The organism is Streptomyces sp. VNUA24 (assembly GCF_029167005.1).
Taxonomy (GTDB): domain Bacteria; phylum Actinomycetota; class Actinomycetes; order Streptomycetales; family Streptomycetaceae; genus Streptomyces; species Streptomyces scabiei.
In genome coordinates this window covers 6,571,484-6,596,526 of the sequence record NZ_CP119143.1, presented here as the reverse complement: position 1 = coordinate 6,596,526, position 25,043 = coordinate 6,571,484, and the positions used below count along the sequence as shown (strand labels likewise).

At 71.1% G+C, this 25,043-nt stretch carries 25 protein-coding genes and 1 tRNA gene; 7 read left to right on the top strand and 19 right to left on the bottom strand.

Annotated elements, in window-relative coordinates; all coding sequences use genetic code 11:
- Window positions 1-13: 13 nt before the first annotated feature.
- Window positions 14-1,732, bottom strand: coding sequence for an MFS transporter (locus PYR72_RS28300; protein WP_275457917.1), 1,719 nt, complete (start codon window positions 1,730-1,732; stop codon window positions 14-16).
- A gap of 61 nt (window positions 1,733-1,793) precedes the next feature.
- Here PYR72_RS28300 and PYR72_RS28295 point away from each other — a divergent pair, with 61 nt between their 5' ends.
- Complete coding sequence (locus PYR72_RS28295; RefSeq protein ID WP_275457916.1) at window positions 1,794-2,768, top strand: YafY family protein; 975 nt, start codon at window positions 1,794-1,796, stop codon at window positions 2,766-2,768.
- Between the two features lie 624 nt (window positions 2,769-3,392).
- On the opposite strand, the gene PYR72_RS28290 is transcribed toward PYR72_RS28295, so the two are convergent.
- The gene (locus PYR72_RS28290) at window positions 3,393-4,391 is read right to left on the bottom strand and encodes a sigma-70 family RNA polymerase sigma factor (RefSeq protein ID WP_275457915.1); all 999 of its coding nucleotides are present in this window, start codon (window positions 4,389-4,391) and stop codon (window positions 3,393-3,395) included.
- A 193-nt stretch (window positions 4,392-4,584) separates the two neighbouring features.
- On the opposite strand from PYR72_RS28290, the gene PYR72_RS28285 reads away from it, so the two are divergent.
- Window positions 4,585-5,103, top strand: coding sequence for a GNAT family N-acetyltransferase (locus tag PYR72_RS28285; RefSeq protein WP_275457914.1), 519 nt, complete (start codon window positions 4,585-4,587; stop codon window positions 5,101-5,103).
- Window positions 5,104-5,118: 15 nt separating this feature from the next.
- On the opposite strand, the gene PYR72_RS28280 is transcribed toward PYR72_RS28285, so the two are convergent.
- Both PYR72_RS28280 and PYR72_RS28275 read right to left on the bottom strand, forming a co-directional pair.
- Entirely contained in the window at window positions 5,119-5,517 is a 399-nt protein-coding gene (locus PYR72_RS28280; RefSeq protein ID WP_275457913.1) for a DUF1330 domain-containing protein, read from the bottom strand.
- 225 nt (window positions 5,518-5,742) lie between these two features.
- Window positions 5,743-6,528, bottom strand: coding sequence for a class III extradiol ring-cleavage dioxygenase (locus PYR72_RS28275; RefSeq protein WP_275457912.1), 786 nt, complete (start codon window positions 6,526-6,528; stop codon window positions 5,743-5,745).
- Window positions 6,529-6,735: 207 nt separating this feature from the next.
- On the opposite strand from PYR72_RS28275, the gene PYR72_RS28270 reads away from it, so the two are divergent.
- On the top strand, window positions 6,736-7,242 hold the full coding sequence (locus PYR72_RS28270; protein ID WP_275457911.1) for a MarR family transcriptional regulator: 507 nt from the start codon (window positions 6,736-6,738) through the stop codon (window positions 7,240-7,242).
- Window positions 7,243-7,707: 465 nt separating this feature from the next.
- On the opposite strand, the gene PYR72_RS28265 is transcribed toward PYR72_RS28270, so the two are convergent.
- Window positions 7,708-9,276 (bottom strand): MFS transporter, encoded by a 1,569-nt coding sequence (locus PYR72_RS28265; RefSeq protein ID WP_275457910.1) that lies wholly within the window; start codon window positions 9,274-9,276, stop codon window positions 7,708-7,710.
- A gap of 156 nt (window positions 9,277-9,432) precedes the next feature.
- A complete protein-coding gene (locus tag PYR72_RS28260; RefSeq protein ID WP_275457909.1) occupies window positions 9,433-10,092 on the bottom strand; it encodes a TetR/AcrR family transcriptional regulator in 660 nt (219 codons plus the stop codon).
- Between the two features lie 272 nt (window positions 10,093-10,364).
- On the opposite strand from PYR72_RS28260, the gene PYR72_RS28255 reads away from it, so the two are divergent.
- From PYR72_RS28255 to PYR72_RS28245, 3 genes are all read left to right on the top strand, one after another.
- Window positions 10,365-11,759, top strand: a complete 1,395-nt coding sequence (locus PYR72_RS28255; protein ID WP_275457908.1) for a M6 family metalloprotease domain-containing protein — start codon at window positions 10,365-10,367, stop codon at window positions 11,757-11,759.
- Between the two features lie 358 nt (window positions 11,760-12,117).
- Complete coding sequence (locus PYR72_RS28250) at window positions 12,118-13,848, top strand: IclR family transcriptional regulator C-terminal domain-containing protein (RefSeq protein WP_275457907.1); 1,731 nt, start codon at window positions 12,118-12,120, stop codon at window positions 13,846-13,848.
- 186 nt (window positions 13,849-14,034) lie between these two features.
- Window positions 14,035-14,775 (top strand): TetR/AcrR family transcriptional regulator, encoded by a 741-nt coding sequence (locus PYR72_RS28245; RefSeq protein WP_275457906.1) that lies wholly within the window; start codon window positions 14,035-14,037, stop codon window positions 14,773-14,775.
- 51 nt (window positions 14,776-14,826) lie between these two features.
- Here the strand turns inward: PYR72_RS28245 and PYR72_RS28240 are convergent, their stop codons facing one another.
- The 3 genes from PYR72_RS28240 to PYR72_RS28230 form a co-directional block, all read right to left on the bottom strand.
- Entirely contained in the window at window positions 14,827-15,648 is an 822-nt protein-coding gene (locus tag PYR72_RS28240; RefSeq protein WP_275457905.1) for an ABC-2 family transporter protein, read from the bottom strand.
- Between the two features lie 2 nt (window positions 15,649-15,650).
- The gene (locus tag PYR72_RS28235) at window positions 15,651-16,385 is read right to left on the bottom strand and encodes an ABC-2 family transporter protein (RefSeq protein WP_275460544.1); all 735 of its coding nucleotides are present in this window, start codon (window positions 16,383-16,385) and stop codon (window positions 15,651-15,653) included.
- A 129-nt stretch (window positions 16,386-16,514) separates the two neighbouring features.
- Window positions 16,515-17,684, bottom strand: coding sequence for an ATP-binding cassette domain-containing protein (locus PYR72_RS28230; protein WP_275457904.1), 1,170 nt, complete (start codon window positions 17,682-17,684; stop codon window positions 16,515-16,517).
- A 218-nt stretch (window positions 17,685-17,902) separates the two neighbouring features.
- On the opposite strand from PYR72_RS28230, the gene PYR72_RS28225 reads away from it, so the two are divergent.
- Window positions 17,903-17,975, top strand: a tRNA-Arg gene (locus tag PYR72_RS28225).
- A gap of 101 nt (window positions 17,976-18,076) precedes the next feature.
- Here PYR72_RS28225 and PYR72_RS28220 read toward each other — a convergent pair.
- From PYR72_RS28220 to PYR72_RS28175, 10 genes are all read right to left on the bottom strand, one after another.
- Entirely contained in the window at window positions 18,077-19,213 is a 1,137-nt protein-coding gene (locus PYR72_RS28220; RefSeq protein WP_275457903.1) for a site-specific integrase, read from the bottom strand.
- Window positions 19,213-19,425 carry a helix-turn-helix domain-containing protein gene (locus tag PYR72_RS28215; RefSeq protein ID WP_275457902.1) on the bottom strand — a complete coding sequence of 71 codons (213 nt, stop codon included), beginning with the start codon at window positions 19,423-19,425 and terminating at the stop codon, window positions 19,213-19,215. The genes PYR72_RS28220 and PYR72_RS28215 overlap by 1 nt, the downstream gene beginning before the upstream one ends.
- Window positions 19,418-20,701 (bottom strand): replication initiator, encoded by a 1,284-nt coding sequence (locus PYR72_RS28210; RefSeq protein WP_275460543.1) that lies wholly within the window; start codon window positions 20,699-20,701, stop codon window positions 19,418-19,420. Before PYR72_RS28210 ends, PYR72_RS28215 begins: the two co-directional genes overlap by 8 nt.
- A gap of 155 nt (window positions 20,702-20,856) precedes the next feature.
- On the bottom strand, window positions 20,857-21,102 hold the full coding sequence (locus tag PYR72_RS28205) for a SpdD protein (RefSeq protein ID WP_107464697.1): 246 nt from the start codon (window positions 21,100-21,102) through the stop codon (window positions 20,857-20,859).
- 25 nt (window positions 21,103-21,127) lie between these two features.
- Window positions 21,128-21,322: a hypothetical protein gene (locus PYR72_RS28200; RefSeq protein ID WP_033531893.1), complete on the bottom strand. Its 195-nt coding sequence runs from the start codon at window positions 21,320-21,322 to the stop codon at window positions 21,128-21,130.
- A 24-nt stretch (window positions 21,323-21,346) separates the two neighbouring features.
- Window positions 21,347-21,538: a mobile element transfer protein gene (locus tag PYR72_RS28195; RefSeq protein WP_031059711.1), complete on the bottom strand. Its 192-nt coding sequence runs from the start codon at window positions 21,536-21,538 to the stop codon at window positions 21,347-21,349.
- Between the two features lie 11 nt (window positions 21,539-21,549).
- A complete protein-coding gene (locus PYR72_RS28190; protein WP_275457901.1) occupies window positions 21,550-22,200 on the bottom strand; it encodes a DUF2637 domain-containing protein in 651 nt (216 codons plus the stop codon).
- Window positions 22,201-22,288: 88 nt separating this feature from the next.
- The gene (locus PYR72_RS28185) at window positions 22,289-23,665 is read right to left on the bottom strand and encodes an FtsK/SpoIIIE domain-containing protein (protein WP_275457900.1); all 1,377 of its coding nucleotides are present in this window, start codon (window positions 23,663-23,665) and stop codon (window positions 22,289-22,291) included.
- Entirely contained in the window at window positions 23,665-24,021 is a 357-nt protein-coding gene (locus PYR72_RS28180; RefSeq protein ID WP_275457899.1) for a hypothetical protein, read from the bottom strand. Before PYR72_RS28180 ends, PYR72_RS28185 begins: the two co-directional genes overlap by 1 nt.
- A gap of 168 nt (window positions 24,022-24,189) precedes the next feature.
- Window positions 24,190-24,978, bottom strand: coding sequence for a GntR family transcriptional regulator (locus tag PYR72_RS28175; protein WP_060903208.1), 789 nt, complete (start codon window positions 24,976-24,978; stop codon window positions 24,190-24,192).
- Window positions 24,979-25,043 lie beyond the last annotated feature (65 nt).

Genomic DNA, 25,043 nt, shown 5'->3' with positions numbered 1-25,043 from the left:
ACCGGCCGACAGGTCAGCGCACCGGCCCACCGGCCTCCACGACGGCCGGCACCCCGGGCTCCATGGACGCCCGCTCACCGTCACCGTCCTGCGCCACCGCCTCGTCCCGCGCCACCGCCTCATCCTGCGCCGCCACCGCGTCCTGCGCCGCCAAGCCGGTCTCCGCCGCCACCCCGGTCACCGCCGCCCCGGTCTCCGCCACCCCAGCCTCCGTCGCCCGCCTCGGCAGCGCGAACATCAGCAGGAAGATCGCGAACAGGACCGCGGCCACCCAGCCGAGGGCGTATTCGAAGGAGTCGACGAAGGCGGGGCGGACGTCGGCCGGAGCGAGGTGGTCGTCCATGACGCCGAAGAAGACGACGGCGACCAGGCCGAGCCCCAGCGCGTTGCCCATCTGCTGGACCGTGCTGATCAGCCCGGACGCGGACCCGGCGTGCTCACGCGGCACCCCGGAGAGGATCGCGTCGGTCAGCGGGGCCACGATGAGCCCCATGCCCGCGCCCATCACGACCAGCGGGAGGGTCATCTGCCAGGAGGTGATGGCGAGGCCGTAGTGCTCGGAGGCGCCCCTGTACAGCAGGACTCCGGCCGCCATCAGCAGCGCGCCCGCCTGGAGGACCTTGCGGCCGAAGCGCGGAACGAGCTTCTGGACCGAGACGCCGGCCGCGACCGACACGGCGAGGGAGAACGGGACACCGGTGAGACCGGCCCGCAGGACGCTCCAGCCGAGGCCGGTCTGCAGGTAGAGCGTCCAGACGAGGAAGAACACACCGAGGGCGATGCCGAAGACGGTCTGTACGGCGATGCCCGCCGCGAAGCTCTTCACCCGGAACAGCGACAGTTCGATGAGCGGGGACCCGTCGCGCGCGGTCTTGCGCCGCTCGTACGCCACCAGCACCGCGAGCACGACCAGCGAGCCGGCCATCGAGACGTATCCCCACAGCGGCCAGCCCAGCTCCCGGCCCCGGGTGAGGGGGTAGAGCAGCATCAGCAGACCGGCGGTGACCAGCGCGACGCCCACGAGGTCCAGCTTCAGGGCGTGCGGTGCCCTGGACTCGGCGATGAAGCGGCGGCCCAGGATCAGGCCCGCGACGCCGACCGGGAGGTTGATGAGGAAGATCGCCCGCCATTCGAGGCCGAGCGGGTTCCACTCGATGAGCAGCGCGCCGAGCAGCGGACCGGAGACCGCGCCCAGGCCCACGATCGCCCCGAACAGGCCGAAGACCTTGCCGCGTTCGTGCGCCGGGAAGGTCGCGTGCACGATCGACAGCACCTGAGGCACCATCAGCGCGGCGGTCGCGCCCTGCGCGATCCTGGCCGCCACCAGCATCTCCGGGTTCGCGGCGAGGCCGCACAGCGCGGAGGCGAGGGTGAAGCCGCCGATGCCGAGGAGGAAGATCCGCCGGCGGCCGTGGATGTCGCCGAGCCTGCCGCCGGTGACGAGGCCCGCGGCGAAGGCGAGCGCGTACCCGGCGGTGATCCACTGGATCTGGCTGAACGAGGCGTGCTCGGTGCGCTGGATGGAGGGGATGGCGATGTTGACGATGGTGACGTCGACGAGGTCCATGAAGGCGGCCGTCATGACGACGGCGAGGGCGATCCAGCGCCGCCGGTCGGCCTCGGGGGGCGACGGAAGCGCTGTTTCGGTGACGGTGGCCGGGTCACCGGCGGTCGGTCGGGGCTGGTCGCGCAGTTCGCCGCGCCCCTTCAGGGCGCTCGTTGTCGAGGTCATGCTGTGACGGTAGAGGCCGAGTAGGTCAGATCGTGTCCTAGTTATCCGGCATGCTCGGAGCATGACTACGGACACCCCGGCGCGGCTGCTTCAGCTCCTTTCCCTCCTTCAGACGCCCCGCGAGTGGCCGGGCGGTGAACTCGCCGACCGGCTGCGGGTCTCGCGGCGGACCGTCCGGCGGGACATCGACCGGCTGCGCGAGCTGGGCTATCCGGTGCAGGCGACCATGGGCGCCGACGGCGGCTACCGGCTGGTGGCGGGCAAGGCGATGCCCCCGCTGGTCCTGGACGACGAGGAGGCGGTGGCGATCGCGGTCGGCCTGCGGGCCGGGGCCGGGCACGCTGTGGAGGGCGTGGACGAGGCGTCCGTACGGGCGCTCGCCAAGCTCGAACAGGTCCTGCCGTCGCGGCTGCGCCACCGGGTCTCCACGCTGCAGGCCGCCACCACTCCGCTGACCAGCGGCGACGGCGCGACGGTCACGCCGGAGACGCTGACCGTGATGGCCTCGGCGGTGGCCGGCGGGGAGCGGCTGCGCTTCGCCTACCGTTCCGGTGACGGCACGGACTCGCGGCGCCACTGCGAGCCGTACCGGCTCGTGTCGACCGGCCGTCGCTGGTATCTCGTCGCCTACGACCTCGATCGCGCCGACTGGCGCACCTTCCGGGTCGACCGGGTGGAGGAACCCTTCGCCACCGGGGCCCGGTTCGCCCCGCGCGAGCTGCCGACGGGGAGCGCGGAGGAGTTTCTGCGGCGGTCGATGTACCGGCGGCAGGAGACCTACGCCTTCGACGTCACCTTCGCCGCGCCCGCCGAGTTCATCGCGGCCCGGCTGCCCCGCTGGCTGGGTACGCCCGAACCGGTCGACGAGCACAGCTGCCGGCTGCGGGCCTCCGTCGGCGATGCCGTGGAGTGGCTGGCCGTGCGGGTGGCCATGGTCGACTGTGAGTTCACCGTGCACGAGCCGCCTGAACTGGTGTCTTACGTAAGGGAGTTGGGTGCCCGGCTGACCCGGGCGGCGGGCGGCGCCGGGGAGTGAGGGGCGGGGCGAGGGTTCCGTGAGGGCTGTGACGTGCGGGTTCGGCCTTCGCGACACCTCCGGCGGAGAACGCCCGCTGTGGCACAATCTGCCGTTCGGGTCACCCCGGGGTTCAGGTCCGGGGTGGCCCTTCGTTCTGCCCGGCCCGGCGGACGGAAAGAAGCCGGGCCTCGGCGCCAAGGGGGGGAGGCGCCGAAGCCCGGCTCTCGGAGAGTCCCGGCGCTGGGGGGAGAGCGTCGGGACTTGGCTTCGGGTGGTCTCGGGGCGGTGCGATGCGGACCGGTGCGAGCGGGGTGTTCAGGGTGTGCTGCGGGGTGTGCTGTGGTGTGACTCCGACTCCCTCGGACTCGGGGTCCCGGGCCTGACGGCTCCGGGCCCGGTGAAGTCGTGGGCCCGGAAGTCTTGTGCCCCGGGAAGGGGGAGTTGAAGCGGCGCACTACGGCCAACCAGCGGTACAGAAATGGCCAAGTCCCGGCGGGGACAGGGCGACGGGCGGACGGCACGGCGGACCAAGCCCCGCTGCGGCCCCAGGGGTTGGGCCGTACGGGGCTGGTGGTCCGTACCGGGCGACGGTCGCCGTACCGCTCCTCGAACGGGTCGGGAACGGGTGGGGCGACGGGTCGTTCAGGCGACCGCGTCGAAGCCCGTGTCGCGGGCGAGCTTCTTCAGTTCGAGCAGGGCGTGCTTCTCGATCTGGCGGATGCGCTCGCGGGTGAGCCCGTGCTCCTTGCCGACCTCGGTGAGGGTGCGCTCGCGGCCGTCCTCGATGCCGTACCGCATCTTGATGATGGACGCGGTGCGCTGGTCGAGGCGCCCGATGAGGCCGTCCAGCTCCTCGCTGCGCAGCAGCGTGAGCACGGACTGCTCGGGCGAGACCGCGGAGGTGTCCTCCAGGAGGTCGCCGAACTGGGTGTCGCCGTCGTCGTCCACCGACATGTTCAGCGAGACCGGGTCGCGGGCCCAGTCGAGGACGTCGGTGACACGGTCCGCGTTGGAGCCCAGCTCGGCGGCGATCTCGGCGGGCTCGGGGTCGCGCCCGTGCTCGCGGTTGAACTCGCGCTGCACACGGCGGATCCGGCCCAGCTCCTCGACGAGGTGCACGGGCAGCCGGATGGTGCGCGACTGGTCCGCGATGGACCGGGTGATGGCCTGCCGGATCCACCAGGTGGCGTACGTCGAGAACTTGAAGCCCTTGCGGTAGTCGAACTTCTCCACCGCGCGGACCAGGCCCGCGTTGCCCTCCTGGATGAGGTCGAGCAGGGGCAGACCACTGCGCGGATAGCGCCGGGCGACGGCCACGACGAGGCGCAGGTTCGACCGTATGAAGATGTCCTTGGCCCGCTCGCTGTCGGCGACGAGGGCTTCGAGTTCTTCGCGGGTCGCGTCCGCCTGGGCCTCCTCCTCGCCGTCGAGGATCTGCTGGGCGAACACGCCCGCCTCGATGACCTGGGACAGCTCGACTTCCTTGGCGGCGTCGAGCAGCGGTGTACGCGCGATCTCGTCGAGGTACATGCCGACCAGGTCGCGGTCGGCGATCTCGCCGCCAGAGGCGCGAACGCTGCGAGCCGCGTCGGTCCGGCCGGAGGCGGACGAACGACGAGCGGCGACGGCAGGGGTTGCCATGCGTGCTCCCTTGCGATGGTGGGCTGGCAGGGTCGTGTCTGTTCCTACGTGTGTCTTGATGCGGCCGCTCGGACACTCTCCCGAGTGCCCTGCTTCCGAAGGAAACAACGACTGGAATCAGGACAGAATTCCCAACCCGTCCCACTATTTTTCTGATCTTGCAGTACCCTGTGCCGCCACAAGGGGAGGCGAGATGTCCGGAGAGTCCGCGGAGGTGCAGGTCAGACCAGGAGTCGCGACCGACCTCGCCGCCCTCACCGACATCTACAACCACTACGTCCGTGAGACGCCCATCACATTCGATACCGCTGTCCTCACTCCGGAAGAGCGCCGCCCTTGGCTGCTCTCCCACCCTGAAGACGGCCCGCACCGCCTGATGGTTGCCACCGCGAAGGACTCACAGCGGATTCTCGGGTACGCCACGAGCAGCGCGTTCCGCCCGAAGGCGGCGTACGGGACCTCGGTGGAGGTGTCGGTGTACCTCGCCCCGGACGCGGGTGGCCGGGGCGTCGGCACACTGCTGTACCGGGCCCTTTTCGCCGCGCTCGCCGCCGAGGACGTCCACCGCGCCTATGCCGGCATCGCCCAGCCGAACGAGGCGTCGACGCGGCTGCACGAGCGGTTCGGGTTCCGGTACGTCGGCACGTACCGGGAGGTCGGGCGGAAGTTCGGGCGGTACTGGGACGTGGCCTGGTACGAGAAGGAGCTCTGACCGCCGCCGGCCGGACTACCGCTCGGCGGTGGACGGCGATTCGGTGGACGGCGGCTCGGTGGGCGGCGGCTCGGTGGGCAGGGAGTCCCTCATGGCCTGCGCGGTGGCGGTGGGGTCATAGCCGTCGGGTACCCCTTCGACCAGGATGATGTCGCCCGCGATGTGCCGTGACCGCAGTGGGGCGATCTCCTGGTACGCGGGAGAGTCCCACCAGCTGCGCGCCTCCGCGATCCCGGGGAAGCCGATCACCACGACGGCCCCCGGCCAGCTCCCCTCCTTCACCTCGTGCCGGGCGACATGCACGAGGAATCGGCCGCCGTACGGCTCGAAGGTGGCGGGGATGCGCTCGATGTACTCGGCGATCTCCGGGTGCGGGGCGGCGTCCCTCAGGTGGGCGATGGCGTAGGCGGGCATGGGGTGGGGTCCCTCCGGTCGGCCGGGCTCGGGCGGGCCGGGCGGGGGGACTCGCACGAGCCTCGCCGCTCCGACTCCGACGAGCCTGGCAGGCGGACGGGCCGGGGTCGATGACCTCTCGGGTAAGGGACCGCCGCGGGCCCGCAGGCCCGTACGCCGGTGGGTCCGCACGCCGCAGGCCCGTGGGCCCGCGGGTCCGTACGCCCGCGGGCCAACTGTCACCCCTTACCCGAACTGCACCGACCGCTTCGCCAGGCCCAGCCAGAAGCCGTCGATCACCGACCGCTGGGCGTCCAGCTCGCCGGCGGCCTCGGCCGCGCCCATCGTGACGAAGAGGGGGGCGAAGTGCTCCGTGCGGGGGTGGGCCAGCTGGCCGGCCGGGGACTTGTGCAGGAAGTCGAGCAGGGAGTCCCAGTCGCGGGTTTCGAGGGCCTGGTGACCCCAGTCGTCGAACTCGGCGGACCAGGCGGGGGTCCCGGCCTGGCGGAGGGCGGCGAGGTTGTGGGTGAAGAAACCGGAGCCGACGATCAGCACGCCCTCGTCGCGCAGGGGGGCGAGCTTGCGGCCGATGTCCATCAGCTTCACCGGGTCGAGGGTCGGCATGGAGATCTGCAGGACCGGGATGTCGGCGTCCGGGTACATCTCCACCAGCGGGACGTACGCGCCGTGGTCCAGACCCCGGTCGGGGATGTCCTGGACGGGGATGCCGGGGGCCTGGAGCAGCTTGCGGACCGAGGCGGCCAGCTCGGGGGCGCCCGGGGCGGCGTACTGGACCTGGTAGTAGTGCTCGGGGAAGCCCCAGAAGTCGTAGACGAGGGGGATGGTGGTGACCGCACCGAGGGCGAGGGGGGCCTCCTCCCAGTGCGCGGAGATCATGAGGATGGCCTTGGGGCGGGGCAGGGTCGCGGACCAGGCGGCCAGTTCGCCGGGCCAGATCGGGTCGTCGGCGAGCGGCGGGGCCCCGTGGCTCAGGTACAGGGCGGGCATGCGCTCGACGGGGGCGGCGGACATAGGGGTGACTCCCTCAGCACACGCGACGCACCACGACGCGCGCGCCTCGGCGGGCCCGGTGGTCGCTTCTGTCTCCTTGGATTCGCCTGGCTCACCAGGCGCTTGAGACTCCTCCCAACTCCCCAGTAGTTGAAGTCTCAATATTTCTGGTTTCACCTTACATCTCTATAGTTCAAAATTCAAGAAGGGGCCTCGTACAGTGGGAGCATGAAGACCGCATCCACTGAGGAAGAACCGCGCTGGCTCACCGCCGAGGAGCGGCGCACCTGGCTGGCCTATGTCCACGCTACGACCCTGTTGGAGGACCACCTCGACCGCCAGCTGCAGCGTGACGCGGGCATGCCGCACCTTTACTACCATCTGCTCGTCGTTCTGTCCGAGGCTCCGCAGCGGCGGCTGCGGATGACCGAGCTGGCGATGCAGACGAAGATCACGCGATCACGGCTGTCCCACGCCGTGGCCCGGCTGGAGAAGAACGGGTGGGTGCGGCGCGAGGACTGCCCGTCGGACAAGCGGGGCCAGTTCACGGTGCTGACGGACGGCGGTCAGGAGATGCTCGGCCAGAGCGCGCCCGGGCATGTGGGCGCGGTGCGGCAGGCGCTGTTCAACCGTCTCACCGACGACCAGGTGAAGGCGCTCGGCGAGATCATGGGGATCGTCGCGGAGGGGCTCCAGCCCAGCGAGGCGGGGGCGGACCTGCCGTGGCTCCGGTAGCGCTCCGCCGGGTTCGGCGGCGGGGTCGTCGCCGTTTCCCTTGAGGGGTGCTCGGGGGCTGGGGGCGCGTAGGGGAGCGTGGGGGTGTGGGGGCCCGTGCCGTGCCTGAGGGGTCGTGGGGTCCGGGAAGTCCGTAGCGGGTGGGACCGCTTGGGGGGCCTGCAAGTCCGCGGGGTCGTGAAGGTGTCCGTGGGGTCGTGAAGGTGTCCGTGGGGTCCGTGGGGTCGCGGGCCCCAGGGGGTGACGGGGGATCCGGGGGTCAATGGGGTCGTGGGCCCCAAGGGGTGACGGGGGATCCGGGGGTCCGCGGGGTCGCGGGCCCCACAGGTGCAGGCGGTGTCCGGGGTGGGTGGGGTCGCGCGCCTCTGGGGCCGCCTGCCGTTGTGCGGGAGGGGCGGGGCAGGGGGTGACCCCCTGCCCCGCCCCTCCCTTTCCGGCACGGCTTCCGTCAGTCCGGCGCGGTACTCAGTGGGCGATCACCGGGACCTTCAGCTCGTCCGTCGCGCCCTCGTCGTCCGATCCCGTCGCCGCCATGTCGGGCTTGCCCGTGGTGACGAAGGTGAAGGCGATGGTGGCGGACACCACCAGGATGGCCACGGCGAACCAGATCGCGTTGGTGTACCCGTGGACCATGCCCTGGAGCTGGACCAGCTGGGCGGCCGGCTTCGAGGTGGCCGAACCGATGTGGTCCGCGATGTAGGACGTGGTCGCGGAGGCGGCGATCGTGTTCAGCAGCGCCGTACCGATGGCGCCGCCGACCTGCTGCGAGGTGTTGACCATGGCGGAGGCCACGCCCGCGTCACGCGGCTCGACCCCGTACGTCGCCAGGGACATCGCCGGCATGAACGCCGTACCCATGCCCAGGCCGAGCAGCAGCTGCGCCGGCAGGAGCAGGCCGGCGTAGGAGGAGTCGACCTCCATCTGCGTCAGCAGGAGCATGCCGAGGCCGGCGACCAGGAAGCCGGGGGCCATCAGCAGGCGCGGCGCGACCCGGGTCATGAGGCGGGTGCCGATCTGCGTCGAGCCGGTGATCATGCCCACGATCATGGGCAGGAAGGCGAACCCGGTCTTGACCGGCGAGTAGCCCTTCACGATCTGCAGGTAGTAGGTCAGGAAGAGGAACAGGCCGAACATCGCGATGATCGCGAGACCGAGGGAGAGGTAGACACCGGCACGGTTGCGCTCGGTGATCACGCGCAGCGGCAGCAGCGGGGCCTTGACCTTGGACTCGACGAACACGAAGGCCGCGAGGAGGACCGCAGAGGCGACGAACAGGGTGATCGTCATCGAGTCGCCCCAGCCGTCGGACTCGGCCCGGGTGAAGCCGTAGACCAGGGAGACCAGGCCCAGGGTGGACAGGACCACGCCGGGGATGTCGAGCGGGGAGCGGTTGCGGCCGCCCGCCGGCTCACGGATGACGAAGTACGCGCCGACCGCGGCGATCACCGCGAACGGGATGTTGACGAAGAACGTCCAGCGCCAGTCGAGGTACTCGGTGAGGAAGCCGCCGAGGATCAGGCCCACGGCGCCGCCGCCACCGGCGATCGCGCCGTAGATGCCGAACGCCTTGGCGCGCTCCTTGGCGTCGGTGAACATCACGGCGAGGAGGGAGAGCGCGGCGGGCGCGAGCAGCGCGCCGAAGGCGCCCTGGAGCGCGCGGGCGCCCAGCATCATCGCCTCACCGGTGGCCGCGCCGCCCAGTGCGGAGGCGCCGGCGAAGCCGATCAGGCCGGTGACGAAGGTGCGCTTGCGGCCCCACAGGTCGGAGATACGGCCGCCGAAGAGGAGCAGACCGCCGAAGGCCAGGGCGTAGGCGGTGATGACCCACTGACGGTTGCCGTCGGATATCCCGAGGTCCTGCTGGGCGGACGGGAGGGCGATGTTCACGATGGTCGCGTCGAGCACGACCATCAGCTGGGCGAGGGCGATGAAGACGAGCGCTTTCCAGCGGCTGGCGTGCGCGTCGTCCTGCTGCTTCTGCAGGTCGGCGGCCGATCCGGAGGATCCGGAGGCGCTGCGGACTGTTTCGGACATGGGGGTACCCACTTCGGGACTTCGTGACGGAAAGATCGGTATCGGTGACGGATAAGGGCGTCGTGAGGGAGCGGCTTGTCGTCGTCGACAGCCTCGGGGTCAGCGGATCAGAGAGATCAGCAGGTCAGCAGGTCAGCAGGTCAGTGGGTCAGCGGATCAGGACGGGCAGGGCCTCCGTAGGTCCTCCACGGTGACCGGAGCACCGGGCAGTTCGGAGGGGGCCGGGGCGCGTAGGCCGTCCAGGAGCAGTTGCAGATGGCGGTGGAGGAACCGGTCGACGCCCGCGCACTGGGTGCCGGCCGGGGGCCTGCTGAGCTGGCTGACGGCGATCATCAGGTCGCCGACGCCCACGTCGGAACGGAGCTGCCCGGCGTCCCGGGCCCGCTGCATGATCCCCTCGACCTGCTCCTCCAGCCGCTCGCGCGCCGCCTCCAGGTCGGGGTGGTGCTGGTCGAACGTGTTCTGGATCATCGGGCAGAGCGCGCTGATCCGTTCGTCGGCCGAGATGTGCACGAAGCGCGAGAGCGCCTCGAACGCGTCACCGGTCTCGGTGAGCGCGGCCTCGGCCGCCAGGGCCGTACGGTCCATGACGGAGCAGACGACCTCACGGACCAGCGCGTCGCGGTCCGGGAAGTTGCGGTACAGCGTGGCGTTGCCGACGCCGGCCCGCCGGGCGATCTCGTCGAGCGGCACATCGGGGCCGAACTCCACGAACATCTCCCGGGCGGCGCCGACGATCCGCTCCCGGTTGCGCAGGGCGTCGGCCCGGGGGCGGGACACCTTGCGACGTACGGCGGTGGCGGTGGCGGTCTCCACGGCGTACTCCTCTGCTGCTGATCCGGTGGTGTGTGGGGGGCGCCCGGTGACTATCCGGGGATGGAGTCCCCGTTTCGTTCGGACACAAGGCTAAACGGGGAGACGGTCCCCGGTTATTTCCCCTCACCGAAGACTTCTCCTGTGACCTGAGTCACAGAGGCGGCTGCCCACGTTCGGCCCTTCCAGCGCGCGCCCGCGCACCCCTCGTCCGAGGGTGATCGAAAGAGGACAGCCTCGTCACGGACGGCTGCCGTGGAGCGAAGGGCGCGTGGATGCAGCAGCCGTTCCGCAGAAACGGGATACCCGCGCGCCGGACACGTCCCCACCGGACCCACCAGACCCACCAGACCCACCAGAGCCACCAGAGCCACCAGAGCCACCAGAGCCAACGGGCCCGTTCGCGCCGGATACGTCCGCGCCGGATCGTCGCGCTCGCCTCCGTCACCGCCCTCACGCTCGCGGTCACCACCTCGGCCGGCACCGGGCAGCTGGTGGCGAAGGAGACGACCAGGGCCGCGGGGGCCGGCGCCCTGCTGCGCGGTTCGACGCTCGACCCCTGCATGATCCGCGGCCCGCTCGGCACGCAGATGTCCGAGGGCATCCCCACCCCGCCCGGCTACGCCCGCTCCACCGGCACGGTCCGCGCGCTCAACCTGATGATCGACTTCTCCGACGCGCCCGGCGAGGGCAGCGCGATGGACCGCTTCGCGGAGTTCGCCCCGCAGACCCAGAAGTGGTTCAGGACCAGCAGTTACGGCCGTATCGACTACCGCCCCGAGGCGCCGCTCACCGACTGGCTGCGGATGCCGAAGTCCTTCCGCTCGTACGGCATAGAGCGCGGCGCCCCCTTCGACCCCGGCTACCGCCGCCTGGTCCAGGACATGGTGCGGGCCGCTGATCCACTCGTGGACTTCCGGTCGTACGACCTGATCAACGTGCTTGTCACCCCGAACGCGGGCCCCTCCGCCCTCGACACGGTCCTGTCGGTGACCTTCGCCGGCAACCGGGAGGCACCGATCGCGGACGGCGTGCCGGTCGCCAACGCGTCGTTCGTCTACAGCCGGCAGGACGACGGCTCGGGTTCGTACGGGGAGACCGGGTACCGGGTGCTGCCCCACGAGAACGGCCATGTGTTCGGGCTGCCCGACCTCTACACCCACGAGGGCGGGGGCGCGGTCGGGCACTGGGACATCATGAGCGAGGACTGGGGCGTCGACAACGATCTGCTGGGCTGGCACAAGTGGAAGCTCGGGTGGCTCGACGAGACGCAGGTCGGCTGCGCGGCGGCGGCAGGCGCGGCCGCGTACACGCTGACCCCGCTCGCCACCGCCGGAGGCGCGAAGCTGGTCGTCGTCCCACTGGGCTCCCGGTCGGCGTACGTCGCCGAGCTGCGGACCCGGGCGGGCAACGACGCGGCGGTGTGCCGGCCGGGGGTGCTCGTGTACCGGGTCGACGCGACGGTCGACACCGGGAACGGGCCCATCAAGGTGCACGACGCCCGCCGGGACAGCGGGGGGTGCACCCGCAGCCCCAACGTCCACGCGGAACTGTCCGACGCGCCGCTGGTCCCCGGTGAGACGTTCAGGGACAGACGGGCGGCGGTGGAGATCGCCGTGGTGGGGGTGGAGGCCGGGGGGAGCCATCGGGTGGTGGTCAGGCGGAGGTGAGGGGGCGGGGAGCGGGAGGGGTCGCGGAGTGGGAGGGGGGGCGGAGTGGGAGGGGGGCGCGGAGCGGGAGGGGGGCGCGGAGCGGGAGGGGGGCGCGGAGCGGGAGGGGGCGCGGAGTGGGAGGGGGGCGGATGTCGGGGGTGCGTGGTCGGGTGCGTTGTCGGGTGCGGGGCCGGTGGGGCTTCTCGCGCAGTTCGCCGCGCCCCTGAAAGGCAGGGGCTGCGCCCCGCGCTTCTCAGTCCACCGCCGGCCGCGTTCGGATCCCCGTCGGCCGCTGGTCAGGGGCGCAAGGGAGCGGAATTCCGAGCCACTGAGCACCCGGCGTGGCGGCGCGGCCGGGGCGCATTACCGTGAGCGCATGCTCCCGAACGCCCCCGGCGCGGCCGCCACCACCCCCGCCACGACCGCCGCGCCCGCAGAAGCCGTCGCACCCCTGATGCGGGGCATCGCCGTGCTGCGTCGGCTCACCGAGGCGGACGGGACGCTGAGTCCGAGCGCGCTGGAGAAGGCCACCGGGCTCGCGCGCTCCACGGTCGACCGGATCACGGCGACGCTGGCCCGCATGGGCTACGTACGCCTGGACGGCCGCGACGCCGTCCTCGCCCCCCGCCTGATGGAGCTGGGCAACGCCTATCTGGCGGCCCTGCGCCTCCCCCGCCTCCTCGACGCCCACGCCGACGCCCTCGCCGACGAACTGGACGAGTCGGTCTCCCTCGCGGTCCGCGACCGGGACGGCATCCGCTTCATCCACCAGGCGACCCGCCGCCGCGCGATGTCCCTCAGCTTCCGCATCGGCGACCTCCTCCCCGCCGAACGCACCGCCCCCGGACCGCTGTTCGCCACCGAGTGGGAGCCGACCGACTGGGCCCGGTGGCGGACCCGCCGCACGGCCGACCCGGAGGGCCACGGCTTCCCGGCGGTGCCTCCGCGTGCCGGGGCGTACGACGACTTCGAGGACCGTACGGCACGGGCGGGCGCCCAAGGGTGGGCGCTGGACGACCAGTTGATCGAACCGGGGCTGGTCGCGGTGTCCGTACCCGTGCGGGACCCCCGTACGGGACGCATCGCGTGCGTGGCGAACGTCGTCAGCCACACCAGCCGGCACACGGCGGAGTCCCTGCGATCGACGCTGCTGCCGAGGCTGCGGACGGCCGTGGCGGCGATGGAACAGGAACTGCCGCGCGAGCAGGGCGAGTTGCGCAGACCCTCGCCCCCGGCCGCCGCTTCCGCCCCTTCCATCCCCTCCATCCCCTCCATCCCTTCCGCCCCCTCCGGTCTCGCCGCCTGGACGGGCGCCTCCAAGCAGGAACTGGGCCGGGAGTTCATCGAGTCGCTCGCCCGAGGGCTCACCGTGATCACCTCGTTCGGCGAGGGACGCGCCGAGCTGACCCTCACCGAGGTCGCCCGGACCACGGGGCTCGCCCGTGCGACGGCCCGGCGCGCGCTGATCACCCTCGAACACCTGGGGTACGTCGAGTCGTCCGACCGTGTCTTCCGCCTCACCCCCCGCGTCCTGGGCCTGGGCTTCCCACCCCTGTCGATGCTGCCCCTCCCCCGCATCGCCGCGCCGCACCTGGCCGAACTCTCCGCGCGCGTCCACGACTCGGCGTCCCTCGCGATCCTCACCGGGGGCGGGGACGAGGTGCAGTACACGGCACGGGTCGCCACCAGCAGCATCATGAGCGCCAACATCACCCTCGGCACCCGGCTGCCGGCGTACGCGACCTCCCTGGGCCGCGTCATGCTCGCCGACCTGCTCCCGCAGGCCCCCCTGCCGGACGCTCTCGCCGCCCTCACCCCGCACACGGTCACCGACCGGCAGGAACTGCGGACCGTCCTGGAGCGCGTACGGGAGACCGGATACGCCCTCGTCGACGGGGAGTTGGAGGAGGGCCTGCGGTCCGTCGCCGTGCCGGTGCGAGAGGGTGGCGGGAGGGTCGTCGCCGCGGTGAACGTCGCCATGCACAGCAGCCGCCGTTCGGTGGCGGAGTGCGTGGAGGAGGTCCTGCCCGCACTGCGGGACGCGGCGGGGCGGATCGAGGGCGAGCTGGCGGTGGCGGGGATGTTCCGCCGCGTCCCCGAGGTCTGACCTGCGCCCCACCCCATGCCCGACGCCCTACGCCGAACACCGAACACCGAACACCGAACGCCGAACACCGGAGTCCGCACGTGAGGGCTCCGGTCCGTCGCGAACACCGTGAGCGAACACCGTACGCGAGCCGCGTCAGCCGTACGCTGTGCGCGTCAGCCGTACGCAGCAGAGGAGAGGCTCCCCATGGCACCCGAGAAGCCGGTCAGGAAGCAGGAGGGGTTCCAGTCCGTGTGGACGCGGCCCCGGACCGCACGGGAGCAGCCCGTGCTGAGCCGGGAGCACATCGTCGCCGAGGCGCTGCGGCTGCTCGACGAGGAGGGGATCGACGCGCTCAGCATGCGCAAGCTCGGCGGCCGACTGGGCGCCGGAGCGACCTCCCTCTACCGCCATGTGGCCAACAAGGACGAGCTGCTGGAGCTGGCCGTCGACGAGATCTACGGCGAGATCGAGGTCGAGGCCGACCCCGTCCCGGCGAACTGGCGTGCCGACACGGCCAGATGCGCCCACAGCCTGCGCGCCACGATCCTGCGCCACCCCTGGATGGCCTCGATCCTCGGCGAGCTGGGCATGTCCTATCTCGGCCCGAACTGGATGCGCAGCTCCGAGGCCATGCTGAAGCTGCTCACCACCGCCGGGTTCCCGGCCGACGAGGCCGACCGGGCGCTGTCGACGCTCGTCGCGTACGTCATCGGCACGGCCACCAGCGAGGCCGCCTGGCTCAACGTCCTCGCCCGCAGCGGCGAGGACGAGCAGAGCATGGTCGAACGGCTGTGGCCGGCCGCCGAGCAGGCCGCCCAGGACTTCCCCCTGCTGCGCGAGGGCTACGCCGAACAGCGGGGCGCGGACCCGCGGGAGGCCCGGGAGGAGGGGTTCCGGTACGGGCTCGACCGGGTGCTGGACGGGCTGGAGACACGGCTGAAGTGAGCCGACTCACGCCTGAGTTCGGGGGAAGCCACCTCAACTCGTCTCCTCTCCTCACCCGTTGACGCCGGTGTATCTGCTCAGACTCCAGTTCCACAGCAGCCGCGACAGGACGAACGCGGTGAGACCGATGAAGGGGGAGGCGACCGCCAGCGCCTCCGGTACGCCCATCGCGTCGCCGTGGCCGGTCAGTACCCCGGCCGGGAAGTACGCGATGAAGGCGAGCGGGACGACGAAGGTGAAGGCGGCGGACACGGCCCTCGGGAGGATGCTGAGGGGGTAGCTGCCGAAGGTCCCCATCAGCTCCTCCAGCCACTGGCTCCAGTACGCGGTGGCCGGGAAGTGCAGCGCGGCGGCGGCCAGGGCGGTGAAGAGCGCGGCCTCGACCAGCATGCCGCCGGCCACCCCGGCCAGCACGTACGCGATCCGGCCCGCCGTCCAGTCCAGGGAACTGCGCTGCAGCGCGGCGACGAACAGTCCGGCCGCGACGACCAGGTCACCGATGGCGTTGACCGGGAAGAAGGCGAGCTGGACCTGCCGGTAGACCGGCATCGGACGGATCAGGCAGGGGTCGACGATCCCCTCCTGGACGAGGACCTGCATGTACTGGACGCGGCCGAGAAAGAGCACGTACAGCCCGTGGGCCAGCATGCGCATGCTGGCGATGAGCAGCACGTCGGAGCTGGACCAGCCGCCGAGTCCGGGGAACCGCGTGAGCAGGACCGAGGCGAAGACGACGATGGAGACCTGCCAGATCGCGCCGACGGCGACGTTCATCAGGAACTCGCCCCGGTACTCCAGCCGGGCCTTGAAGTTGAGCCTGGTGATCCGCCAGACGACCCGCCACGCGTGCGCGGTCCCATGGGGTGCCGTCATGGTCATCCTCCCTGGGCCACGACGCGACGGCCGGCCCGTTCCCAGAGCCGGCGGGTGAGCAGCGCGAGCAGCACGATCCAGACGGCCTGCACCGCCAGCTGCCCGAAGGCGTCGCCGACGGCGATCCGGCCGACGTAGATGGACAGCGGTACGCCGAGCGTCGCCTGGAACGGCAGGAACGCGCTGAGCGTGATGAACCAGTCCGGGAAGTACCACAGCGGGGCGTACACGCCGGAGAGCAGGTTCTGCGCGAAGACGAGGATCAGCAGGGCCGCCTCGTTGCGCAGGGTCCAGAAGCACAGCAGGTCGACCAGCATCATCACGTAGTACAGGACCAGTTGGCCGAGCAGCAGGCTCACCGCGAAGACCCCGGCCACGGCGGCGGAGGCGGGCGGGGCGACGACTCCGGCGGCGAGGGACAGCAGGTATCCGGCGAGCACCCAGCCGAAGCCGTACAGCTGGTCGCCGAGGGCGCGCAGCGCGTAGTAGCGCTGGGGCCTCATCGGCCGCAGGTACCAGTAGACGATCGTGCCGAAGTGCAGGTGCTGGATCACCGTGTCGCGGCCCGCCCGCCGGTCGAGGCCGCGGATACGGCTCGCGAGCACGGCGAGGACGGCATAGCCGACGGCCTGGGTCTCGTCGAGCCCGGCGCTGGAGTCGGTGTTCGCGTACAGCCCGCGCCAGAGAAAGACGACCAGGCAGACCTGGACGAGGAGGCGTACGGCGGTCGCGGTCATCCGGGGCGGGGCGAGCAGTTCACCGCGGGGGGTGATCCAGGAGACGCGGCGGGCACGGGTGAGGACGGACGGGGCGGGCGGGGCGGGTGGGGCGGACGGGGTGGACCGGGTGGACGGGGCGGCCATGGGTCAGCCGCCCTGGGAGGGGGAGGCGGAGGCCGAGGCGGATGTACCAGGTGCGGCAGGTGTGGCAGGTGTGGCAGGTGGAGTGGGTGGAGTGGGTGGAGTGGGTGTGACGGGATCCTGGTCTGCTGTCGTCGGACCGGCTGGTGGCAGGTCACTCAGGTAGGCGGCGCGCATGACGTCCTCCAGGTCGTTCTCCTCCAGTGCGAGGTCAGCGACCCGGAACCGCCCGATGATCACCTTCAGCGCCTCGTGCACGCTGGGCGCGTCCTCCCCGACCGGCCCGAACACGACGCGCGGCCCTTCCCGGCGGAGCACCCCGACCCCGGCGAACCCGGGCAGCGGAACGGGGGCGCCGGCGCCGACGGTCGCGACGATGTCGACGTCTGCCGGGTCGGCGAGGGTGGCCCGGACCTGCCAGGTGCCGCCGAAGCGGCGCCGGATCTCCTGGAGCGAGCCGTCGAGGACGATCCGGCCGTGGTTGATGAGCACGACGCGCTCGGCGAGCCGTTCCACCTCGGTCATGTCGTGCGTGGTGAGCAGGACCGTACGGTCGCGCTGCTCGACCTGGTGCCGCAGGAACCGCCGCACCTGCTCCTTGACCACCACGTCCATGCCGATGGTGGGCTCGTCGAGGAAGACGACGGGCGGGTCGTGCAGCAGGGAGGCGGCGAGATCGCAGCGGACCCGCTGCCCGAGCGACAGGTGCCGGACGCGGGTGTCCCAGAACTCGGAGAGTTCGAGCAGCCCGTCGAACTCCTCGATACGGTCCCGGAACTGCCCCTCGGGGACCCCGTAGATGTCCCGGAGGATCTCGAACGAGTCCCGCGCGGGCAGGTCCCACCACAACTGCGTCCGCTGCCCGAACACGGCCCCGATGTTGTGGGCGTTGCGCTCCCGGTCCCGGTGCGGGACGACCCCGGCGACGACCGCCTCACCGGAGGTGGGCGTGAGAATGCCGGTGAGCATCTTGATGGTGGTGGACTTCCCGGCCCCGTTGGGACCGAGCAGGGCGAGCAACTCCCCCCGCCCCACGCTGAATTCGACGTCCCGCACCGCGACCTTGTCCACGCGCTGCGGACTGACGAGCGATCTGAGCGCCCCCGCGAGGCCGGGCCGCCGCACGGTCGTCCGGAACACCTTGGACAGCCCACGCGCCTCGATCACCGCAGACAACGGCCCCACATCCCCTCAGCCGGCTCGGTCGAGCCCCACCACACCGTCCGACCCACCGAACAGCATCCGAAGCACCGGCAGGCATGCTAGGCCCGCCCCACGCCCCGCAAAACCGATTTGTTTGCCCACCCCACCCAGTTCCGGCCCACCCCCACCCCACCCCGGACACCAACCCCCACCCCACCACCCCACCACCCGCTACACTGACCGGGCACCTTGCCTTCGTAGCTCAGGGGATAGAGCACCGCTCTCCTAAAGCGGGTGTCGCAGGTTCGAATCCTGCCGGGGGCACAGCCAAAGGGCCAGCTCAGGAGGTTTTCCTCCCAGGCTGGCCCTTCGTCGTGTTCGAGGCCGTGCCACACGCGTGCCACTAATGCCACGCGGATGCCACATCACTCCTGGCCGGTGGACTCTCCCCCGCCCTCGCGGATCATCACCCCGAGCCGGTCGGCGATGGCCCGGTCACGGTCGCTGGTCATGTGCTGGTAGATCAGCGCGGCGCGCGAGCTGCTGTGGCCCATGCGAGTCATCAGCTCACGGGTGCTGGCCCCGGCCGTCGAGGCCAGCGTGTTGCCCGTGTGCCGAAGATCGTGGAAGTGCAGCTCGGCCGTGACGCCCGCAGCCTTCCGGGCCTTGACCCAGTCATCGCGGAAGTTGCTTCGTCGCAGTTGCCCGCCCTGCGGCCCGACGAAGACGTGACCGTCACGACCAGGAGCCGCGAAGTGCTCCAGATGACGCGTGACCTCGCCGAGCAGCTCGGCCGGGAAGGAGACGGTACGCACCCCGGCCGCAGACTTCGGCGCCTTGTCGAACAGCAGACCGCTCTGCAACTCAGCCTGAGCCCGGCGAACAGTGACGGTCAGCCCCTCCTGGTCGATGTCCCGACGCCGCAGGGCCGCCAGCTCCCCGAACCGCAGCGTCGTGAAGGCCGCCAGGAGCACGAGCAGCCGGTAGCGCGGCGCAATGGAGTCGGCGACGGCGAAGACCTCGGGCACCGTGAGGATCGGCCGCTCGGGTACGTCGTAGCGATCCGCCCCCTTGACGCGGCACGGGTTGCGCCGGATCAGCTCGTCGTCCACGGCCGTGTTCATCAGGGCCCGCAGCAGTTGGTACGCCTTGACGACCGTCGGCTCACCGATGCCGGCGGCGAGGAGCCTGCCGCGCCAACTGCGCACCCGAGTCGTCGTCACGTCGGCCACCGATCCGGCCCCGAAGGTGGGCAGGATGTGCAGCCGCACCACCGACTCGTTCCGCTCTCGGGTACGGTCGGCGAGCTTCCGGTCCCGCAGCCACGCGGTTGCGTACTCCTCGAAGTTCACCGCCCCGGCGTCCGGGTCCGACCACTGCCCACGCGTGATGTCGGACTCGATGTGCGTGAGAGCGGCTTGAGCATCGGTCTTGGTCGGGTAGGTCTTCTCGGCCGGACGCAACTGGCCCGTCTCCGGGTCGCGGTAGCGGACCTGCCACCGACCGGACGGAAGCTGCCGGACCGACCCGAAGTTTCTGCGCCTCCCCTTCTTGTTGGCCATCAGGCGGCCCTCCGGAGAGAGCCTCGCCGGTGGCCGATCGGCTGCACCGTGTTTGCGTCGATGAAGGCATTCACCGCGCTCTCTGGGATGCGGACGTGGCGGCCGACCTTGACGAACGCAATGCGTCGCTCGGCGACGAGGCGACGCGGGAAGCGTTCTGTGGTGCCGAGGAGTTCGGCCACCTGCGCCACGGTGAGGTAGCGGTCAGCCACGGGTGGGTTCTCCTTCCGTTCCGGGAGCGGGGGTGAGGGATTCGGCGAGCCAGGCTTCGGTGTCGGAGAGTCCGGTTCCTGCAAAGACCCAGTGGGCGAGGACGTACGTCGTATCCGGAGTCGGTCCGTTGGCTGTCGCGGCTTGTGCGCGGCGCCATTCGGCGCGGGCGTCGCGGAGGGCGCCGAGCGTGGTGGAGTAGCGGCGGGATTTGGTGGAGAAGTGGCCGCGGAAGCCGAGCATGTGGGCCCAGGCGCGGAGGCGGAGGTGTTCGAGATCTTTGCGGGCGCCGAGGGTCCAGGCGGTTCGGATGAGGCGGCGGGCGTGGTCGCTGATGTCGAGCTGGGCGAGTTCGGCGGCGAACTTGAGTGGGCGGTCGAGAGCTCCCGTGGCGGTTTCGGCGCCCTTGGTGGCGTACTTGGCGATGTACGAGGCGACCGCGCGCTCGGTCAGTTCCTGGCCGTCGTTGAAGTCGGCGGATCGGATGGTGCGGACGTCGAGTTGGGGGCCGAAGGTGAAGGTGTGGGTGCGTCCGTCGATGGCCGGGCCGTCGACTCGGACCTTGGCCGCCGCTGTTTTGATGGCGTCGGTGAGGAGTTCGGCGGTGGCCCAGGGCGGGGGTGGGGTGTCGCCGCCGGTGGGGCCGTCGATGCGGATGACGGCGTGGAAGTGGACGGCGCCGCGCTTTTGGTACTCGGCGACCTTGGCGAAGGAGACGCGGGCGTGGTCGCGGAAGCGGCGTTGTGACAGGCCCGCGCGCTTGGCGACTTCCCGGCGGAGGTAGGTGGAGAAGCGTCGCCAGAGCGGACCGGCGTGGGCGTTCCAGAGGACGGCCGCTTCGTAGTCGTAGGTGTCCGGGTCGAGGGCGGTACCGAGTACGGCGTCGTCCTGGTCGTGGTGGGTGCCGCAGCGGCAGGGGCGTCCGCTGGAGGGGCGGTTGTGGACGGGGCCGAAGCTGGGTGCGGTGAAGGTGGCGAAGACGCGCGGGTGGGTGGCGACGTGTTCGGGGACGCCCTTGCCGCCGCGCAGGCCGGAGGTGATCAGGTGGAAGGTGTCGCGGCGGTAGACCTCGGAGCAGGCCGCGCACCGAGTCGTACGGCGATTGTTGCAGCGGACGAGGAGTTGGCCGGCCGGGAGGTCGGTGGAGTCGAGGTGCTGGAGGACGCGGCCGATCTCGCCGGTCGTGGTGTCGACGTCGTGCTCGGTGCGGTGGCCGTCGAGGCGGATCGGGTTGGTGCAGCCGCCGAGGCCGGAGAGCTGGCGAAGGATACCGGGCAGGGTGCCGTGCTCCGCGAGCTTCGCGAGTTCCGGGAGCGGGGGCGGTGTCGTGCGGGTGAAGATGGCGGTTCTCCTTCTGACTGGCTCGGTCAGGAGTGATGGCCCCGGGGCGGCAGATGCTTGGTCGTGTGTGCCGCCCCGGGTGTCGTGCGCGTTCAGCGCCGGTTCTGCTCGCGGATCAGGGAGCGCAGGACCACGGCCGCGATGGCGACGGAGACGGCCGAGACGGCGACGGCGGCCAGGAGCGCGGTGAGGACGACACCGCCGACGACCACGGCCGCCACGACTCCGGGACTGATGGAGACCGCCGGGAGCGAGCGCCGTACGGGCGCCGGATCGGCCGGGGTGTGGGTGTGTGCGGGCGGCGGGGTGGGGCTGTCGGGGTACTTGGGCAGGAACACGGTCACGTTCTCCTCATCTACTCGTCTAGGCATGTGAGCCGTTTATGACGTCCACGCCGGAGCGGGTGCCGGACTCGATGGCGGGGGCGAGGAAGGTCTGAGAGAGGTAGAAGCCGAAGAGGGCGATCAGGACGACGACCCAGGTGCGGACGCCGAGGAACTTGACCGCTCCCCAGGCGAAGAAGCCGAGGACGACGACGAGCGGCAGGCTGACGGTCACGGTGTACGGGGTCCCTTCGGAGGATCAGCGGACGGGGCAGCGATGGGTGCGTGCGGCAAGCTCGGCGGCGGCACGGCTGTCGTAGTCGGCGGAGAAGCCGCAGCGCGGAGCCGTACAGGCGGCGGTGTGCTTCTCGCGGCCCCGGCCGTCGTAGGACGTGGCGACCTGGACCGGGCCGATGCGGGTGACGTTGCGGAAGCGGCGGTTGGCGGACACGGGATCTCCTCTCAGAGGTGGGCGGCGATGGCTTCGGCCATGGGCGCGGGGACGCCGAGGCGGGCGCGGAGCGTCGGGGTGTCGATCGGTGCTCCCGTGCGGGTGTGGTGTTCGGCGGCGACCTTGCGGGCGTGTTCGACGAGGGCGGCCGGGACGGGTACGGCGGGCCGCTCGGGCGGCGGTGGCTCGATGGCCGGTGGTGTCGGCGGCGGTTCCTCGGGGGCAGGTTCGGGCGCGTGCTCCTGGTCCACGGTGTCGTCCGTGTCCTCGGGGCCCTTGTGGTCTTCGCCGGCTGTCGCGGGGGTGGTGTGGGCGAGGAGGGTTCCGCCGAGGAAGGCGACGGCGGGCCAGCCCGCGACGAGGATGCGCAGCCAGGCCGGGACGTTGTCGAGGTCGAGGAGGCCGGCGGTGGCGACGTTCGCGCCGAGGGAGGCGGCGAGGGCGATGACGAACCAGCACCACCCGGCCGCTTTCGCCTCACCCGAGCGCAGTCGGCGCCAGGCGGCGACGAGCAGCAGGTCGACCGAGACCGGGTAGGCCCACGCCTTCCACCCGTCCTGACCGGCCGCCGAGGCGATGTCGTGCAGGTGGGCGAAGGACAGCGCGGCGGCGATGAGCGCCTGGACGAGCACCGCGTCGACACGGGCCAGTTGGGCGCGCATGAGCGGCTCCTTTTCGGATTCAGGCATGACAGGGGTAGGGAGTTGGCGTGAGACGGTCACGCCGACCGGGGTGAGGGGTGGGCGAAGGTCAGTCGGTCACCGGGTGCGGCTGCACCGTCGGGGCCGAGGACTCGACGGGCCGTGCGGGGGTGTCGGGGCGGAAGGGCTTGAGCGCGGGCAGGTCGGGCACCAGGGGGGCCGCCTCCCGGCAGATCCCGGCAGCGTCGCTGAGGGAGAGGTACGGGGTGCGGATGCGGGACCAGCCGCCGGAGGTGTCACCGGCCACGGCCAGGCCGGGCAGCTCGGGAGCGATGGCGCAGGCGGCGAAGACCGCTTCTGGGGCGATGTCGCCGAGCGCCATCTTCGCGGAGGCTTCGTCGTTGACGCGGTGGCAGACCCGTCCGGTCAGCTGAGCCCGGAGCATCGTGGCACCCTTGCCCAGCTCAGCGCCGAAGCGCTGCCCGCACACCTCCAGGTAGATCCCGGCGGCGCGGCCGAGCTGGGCGAGCCGGATGAGCTGGGTGACCATCTCGTCTCGCCGTTCCTCGTCCTTCTTCGTGGCGACGAGGAAGAGTTCGGCCACCTCGTCGACGAACAGCACGATCGGCACCGGGCGTTCGCTCTCGGGCAGGCCCCAGATGTCGGAGGTGATCTCCTCGTCGGGTGTGCCCGGTGCGATGCCCTGCCGGGCCTTGATCAGGTCATAGCGGTCCTCCATTTCCTTGATGAGCACGGGCAGCAGCTCGGCAGCTTCGTCGGGATCGGTGGCGAGGGCGGAGAGCCGGGAGGCGAACGGCGCCAGCTCCACCCCTCGCTTGCAGTCGATGCCGACGAGCGCGACGGGTTGCCGGGCGAGTCCGGTGATCAGGTGGCGCAGGTACATGGACTTGCCCGACAGGGTGGCGCCGAGGGTGAGCTGATGCGGAATGGTGCGGTAGTCGCGTACGAACGGGGTGGCGTCTTCCCGCAGTGCCACGGGCACCTTGAGGAGTTCGGCGGTGGCTTTCCGGGGCATCCGGACGTTCCGCAGCACGTCGAAGCCGACGAGCCGAAGTTCGACCACGCCCGGCTTGACCGTCGTCACGTACACGGCGTGGACGCCCCAGGCGTGCCGCAGCCGTTCGGCCGAGGCGGCGACGTCGGCGGGTTCCTGGCCCGGGGCGAGCCGGAGGCGGAGCCGCAGCCCGGTTGAGGTGGGCCGGATGATGCCCCGCCGGGGCGGTACCGGCCGGACCTCTCGCCGAGTGGTGGCCTTGACGGCGAGGACCCGCAGCCGGGACGGCGCCACGGTCAGCCCGCACGCCTCCATGACGGAGCTGTACGAGCTGAAGAGCCGGGCGGTCGATATCGGCAGGCCGACCGTGGGCCAGTACACGCGAGGGTGCTTGGCCCGGGTGTAGGCAGCCCCGCCACCGAGCGCGGCGACAGGACCACCCACCTCTAGAAGAGTCACCAGATCGGACATCAGGCCGTGGCCCCCATGGCGGCCGGGAAGGCAGCCGGAGTCACGGCGGCGGCGCGGAAAGCGATGCCGTGACGCTGCTGCCCGTTGAACACCGACTCCCACGGCCGGGCCACCAGCCCCGGCAGCGAGACCGGCGCCCCCAGCGTCAGCCCCTCGGCCACACCGCCCTCAGGCACGGTGACCTTGACCAGCGACGACTCACCGTCCTCGATGTAGACGACGCCGATCGTCATCAGCGCTTCCCCGCTGAGAGCGTCCTTGGCGATCTCGCCCGTCTGCCGGTCCCGGACCTTGGGCTCGGGAGCCTCGGTCAGCAGGATCGTCGCGGCCGAGGTCTCAACACGAATGGTGCGCAAGGAAATTCACCCATCTACTCGTCTATACATGATGCGGTCTGTGAACCCGACCTCCGGGCTCATGTGGACCACCCTGCCACACCACTTGCCCACTCGTCTATACGAGTATGCGTGTTGGGGCGTACGAGTCGGAGAAGCGTCCCCCGCGCACCACCGCAAATCACCTCATCACGTCGCCGGAAGCTGATACGACAGCACGTACGCATCCGCCGCCATGACCGTGTCGCAGACCTCCACGGCCCGCCCCTCGGCATCGAAAGCAGTCCGGATCAGATGGATCACCGGCACACCGGAGGCCAGCCGAAGCGTCTTCACCTCGGCAGGCGAAGGCATCCGGGCGCGGATCTCCTCCTCGAAGTGGTCGAGGCGGTGACCCAGCTCTTCGAGACGGGCGTAGATCCCGCCGGGCCCGGGGTTCGGCTCAGCAATCGGCGTACCGCGCGCGATGTCGAGCGGCAGATACGAGGTGGCGAACTCGACCGGCCGCCCGTCGAGGAGATACCGGCGCCGACGAGCCAGCACCCGCCGCACGGACCCGAGCCGTGTCGATACGTCCTGACTGGCCTTTTCTTCCTTGACCTCAAGGCTGTCGACCTGGGGGTGACTGCCGGCCGCGTTGGCTTCGACGATGAAGGCCGCCTTCCCCTGCTCGCGGTGGCGCCGGGCGAACCGGTCGGAGGCGAGCCGCCGCACGGGCGGCCGGGGCCGGACGAAGACGCCCTTGCCGTGCTCGGCATGCACGAGCCCTTCGCCCTGGAGGACGGAGAAGGAGTTGCGGACCGTCATCCGGGATACCCCGTAGTGGTCAACAAGCTCAGCCTCCGAGGGCAGTTTTTCACCCTCCTTGAACCGCCCACGGTCGATGGCCTCGCGCAACTGGTCGGCGATCTGCCGAAAGACCGCACGATCACTCGTGGGATCGAGATCACCGAGGAAGCCGGAAGGAAGAGAGGGCACGTGTACTCCTTTAGATATCTAGACGAGTGGGCGATTGTTGTTGCTACGGTGGAGAGCCTAGCCAG

Excerpts from the sequence above, each read along its gene's own strand:
- PYR72_RS28300 (WP_275457917.1), bottom strand. The coding sequence starts at position 1,732 with ATGACCTCGACAACGAGCGCCCTGAAGGGGCGCGGCGAACTGCGCGAC.
- PYR72_RS28295 (WP_275457916.1), top strand. The coding sequence starts at position 1,794 with ATGACTACGGACACCCCGGCGCGGCTGCTTCAGCTCCTTTCCCTCCTT.
- PYR72_RS28290 (WP_275457915.1), bottom strand. The coding sequence starts at position 4,391 with ATGGCAACCCCTGCCGTCGCCGCTCGTCGTTCGTCCGCCTCCGGCCGG.
- PYR72_RS28285 (WP_275457914.1), top strand. The coding sequence starts at position 4,585 with ATGTCCGGAGAGTCCGCGGAGGTGCAGGTCAGACCAGGAGTCGCGACC.
- PYR72_RS28280 (WP_275457913.1), bottom strand. The coding sequence starts at position 5,517 with ATGCCCGCCTACGCCATCGCCCACCTGAGGGACGCCGCCCCGCACCCG.
- PYR72_RS28275 (WP_275457912.1), bottom strand. The coding sequence starts at position 6,528 with ATGTCCGCCGCCCCCGTCGAGCGCATGCCCGCCCTGTACCTGAGCCAC.
- PYR72_RS28270 (WP_275457911.1), top strand. The coding sequence starts at position 6,736 with ATGAAGACCGCATCCACTGAGGAAGAACCGCGCTGGCTCACCGCCGAG.
- PYR72_RS28265 (WP_275457910.1), bottom strand. The coding sequence starts at position 9,276 with ATGTCCGAAACAGTCCGCAGCGCCTCCGGATCCTCCGGATCGGCCGCC.
- PYR72_RS28255 (WP_275457908.1), top strand. The coding sequence starts at position 10,365 with ATGCAGCAGCCGTTCCGCAGAAACGGGATACCCGCGCGCCGGACACGT.
- PYR72_RS28250 (WP_275457907.1), top strand. The coding sequence starts at position 12,118 with ATGCTCCCGAACGCCCCCGGCGCGGCCGCCACCACCCCCGCCACGACC.
- PYR72_RS28245 (WP_275457906.1), top strand. The coding sequence starts at position 14,035 with ATGGCACCCGAGAAGCCGGTCAGGAAGCAGGAGGGGTTCCAGTCCGTG.
- PYR72_RS28240 (WP_275457905.1), bottom strand. The coding sequence starts at position 15,648 with ATGACGGCACCCCATGGGACCGCGCACGCGTGGCGGGTCGTCTGGCGG.
- PYR72_RS28235 (WP_275460544.1), bottom strand. The coding sequence starts at position 16,385 with ATGACCGCGACCGCCGTACGCCTCCTCGTCCAGGTCTGCCTGGTCGTC.
- PYR72_RS28220 (WP_275457903.1), bottom strand. The coding sequence starts at position 19,213 with ATGGCCAACAAGAAGGGGAGGCGCAGAAACTTCGGGTCGGTCCGGCAG.
- PYR72_RS28190 (WP_275457901.1), bottom strand. The coding sequence starts at position 22,200 with ATGCGCGCCCAACTGGCCCGTGTCGACGCGGTGCTCGTCCAGGCGCTC.
- PYR72_RS28185 (WP_275457900.1), bottom strand. The coding sequence starts at position 23,665 with ATGTCCGATCTGGTGACTCTTCTAGAGGTGGGTGGTCCTGTCGCCGCG.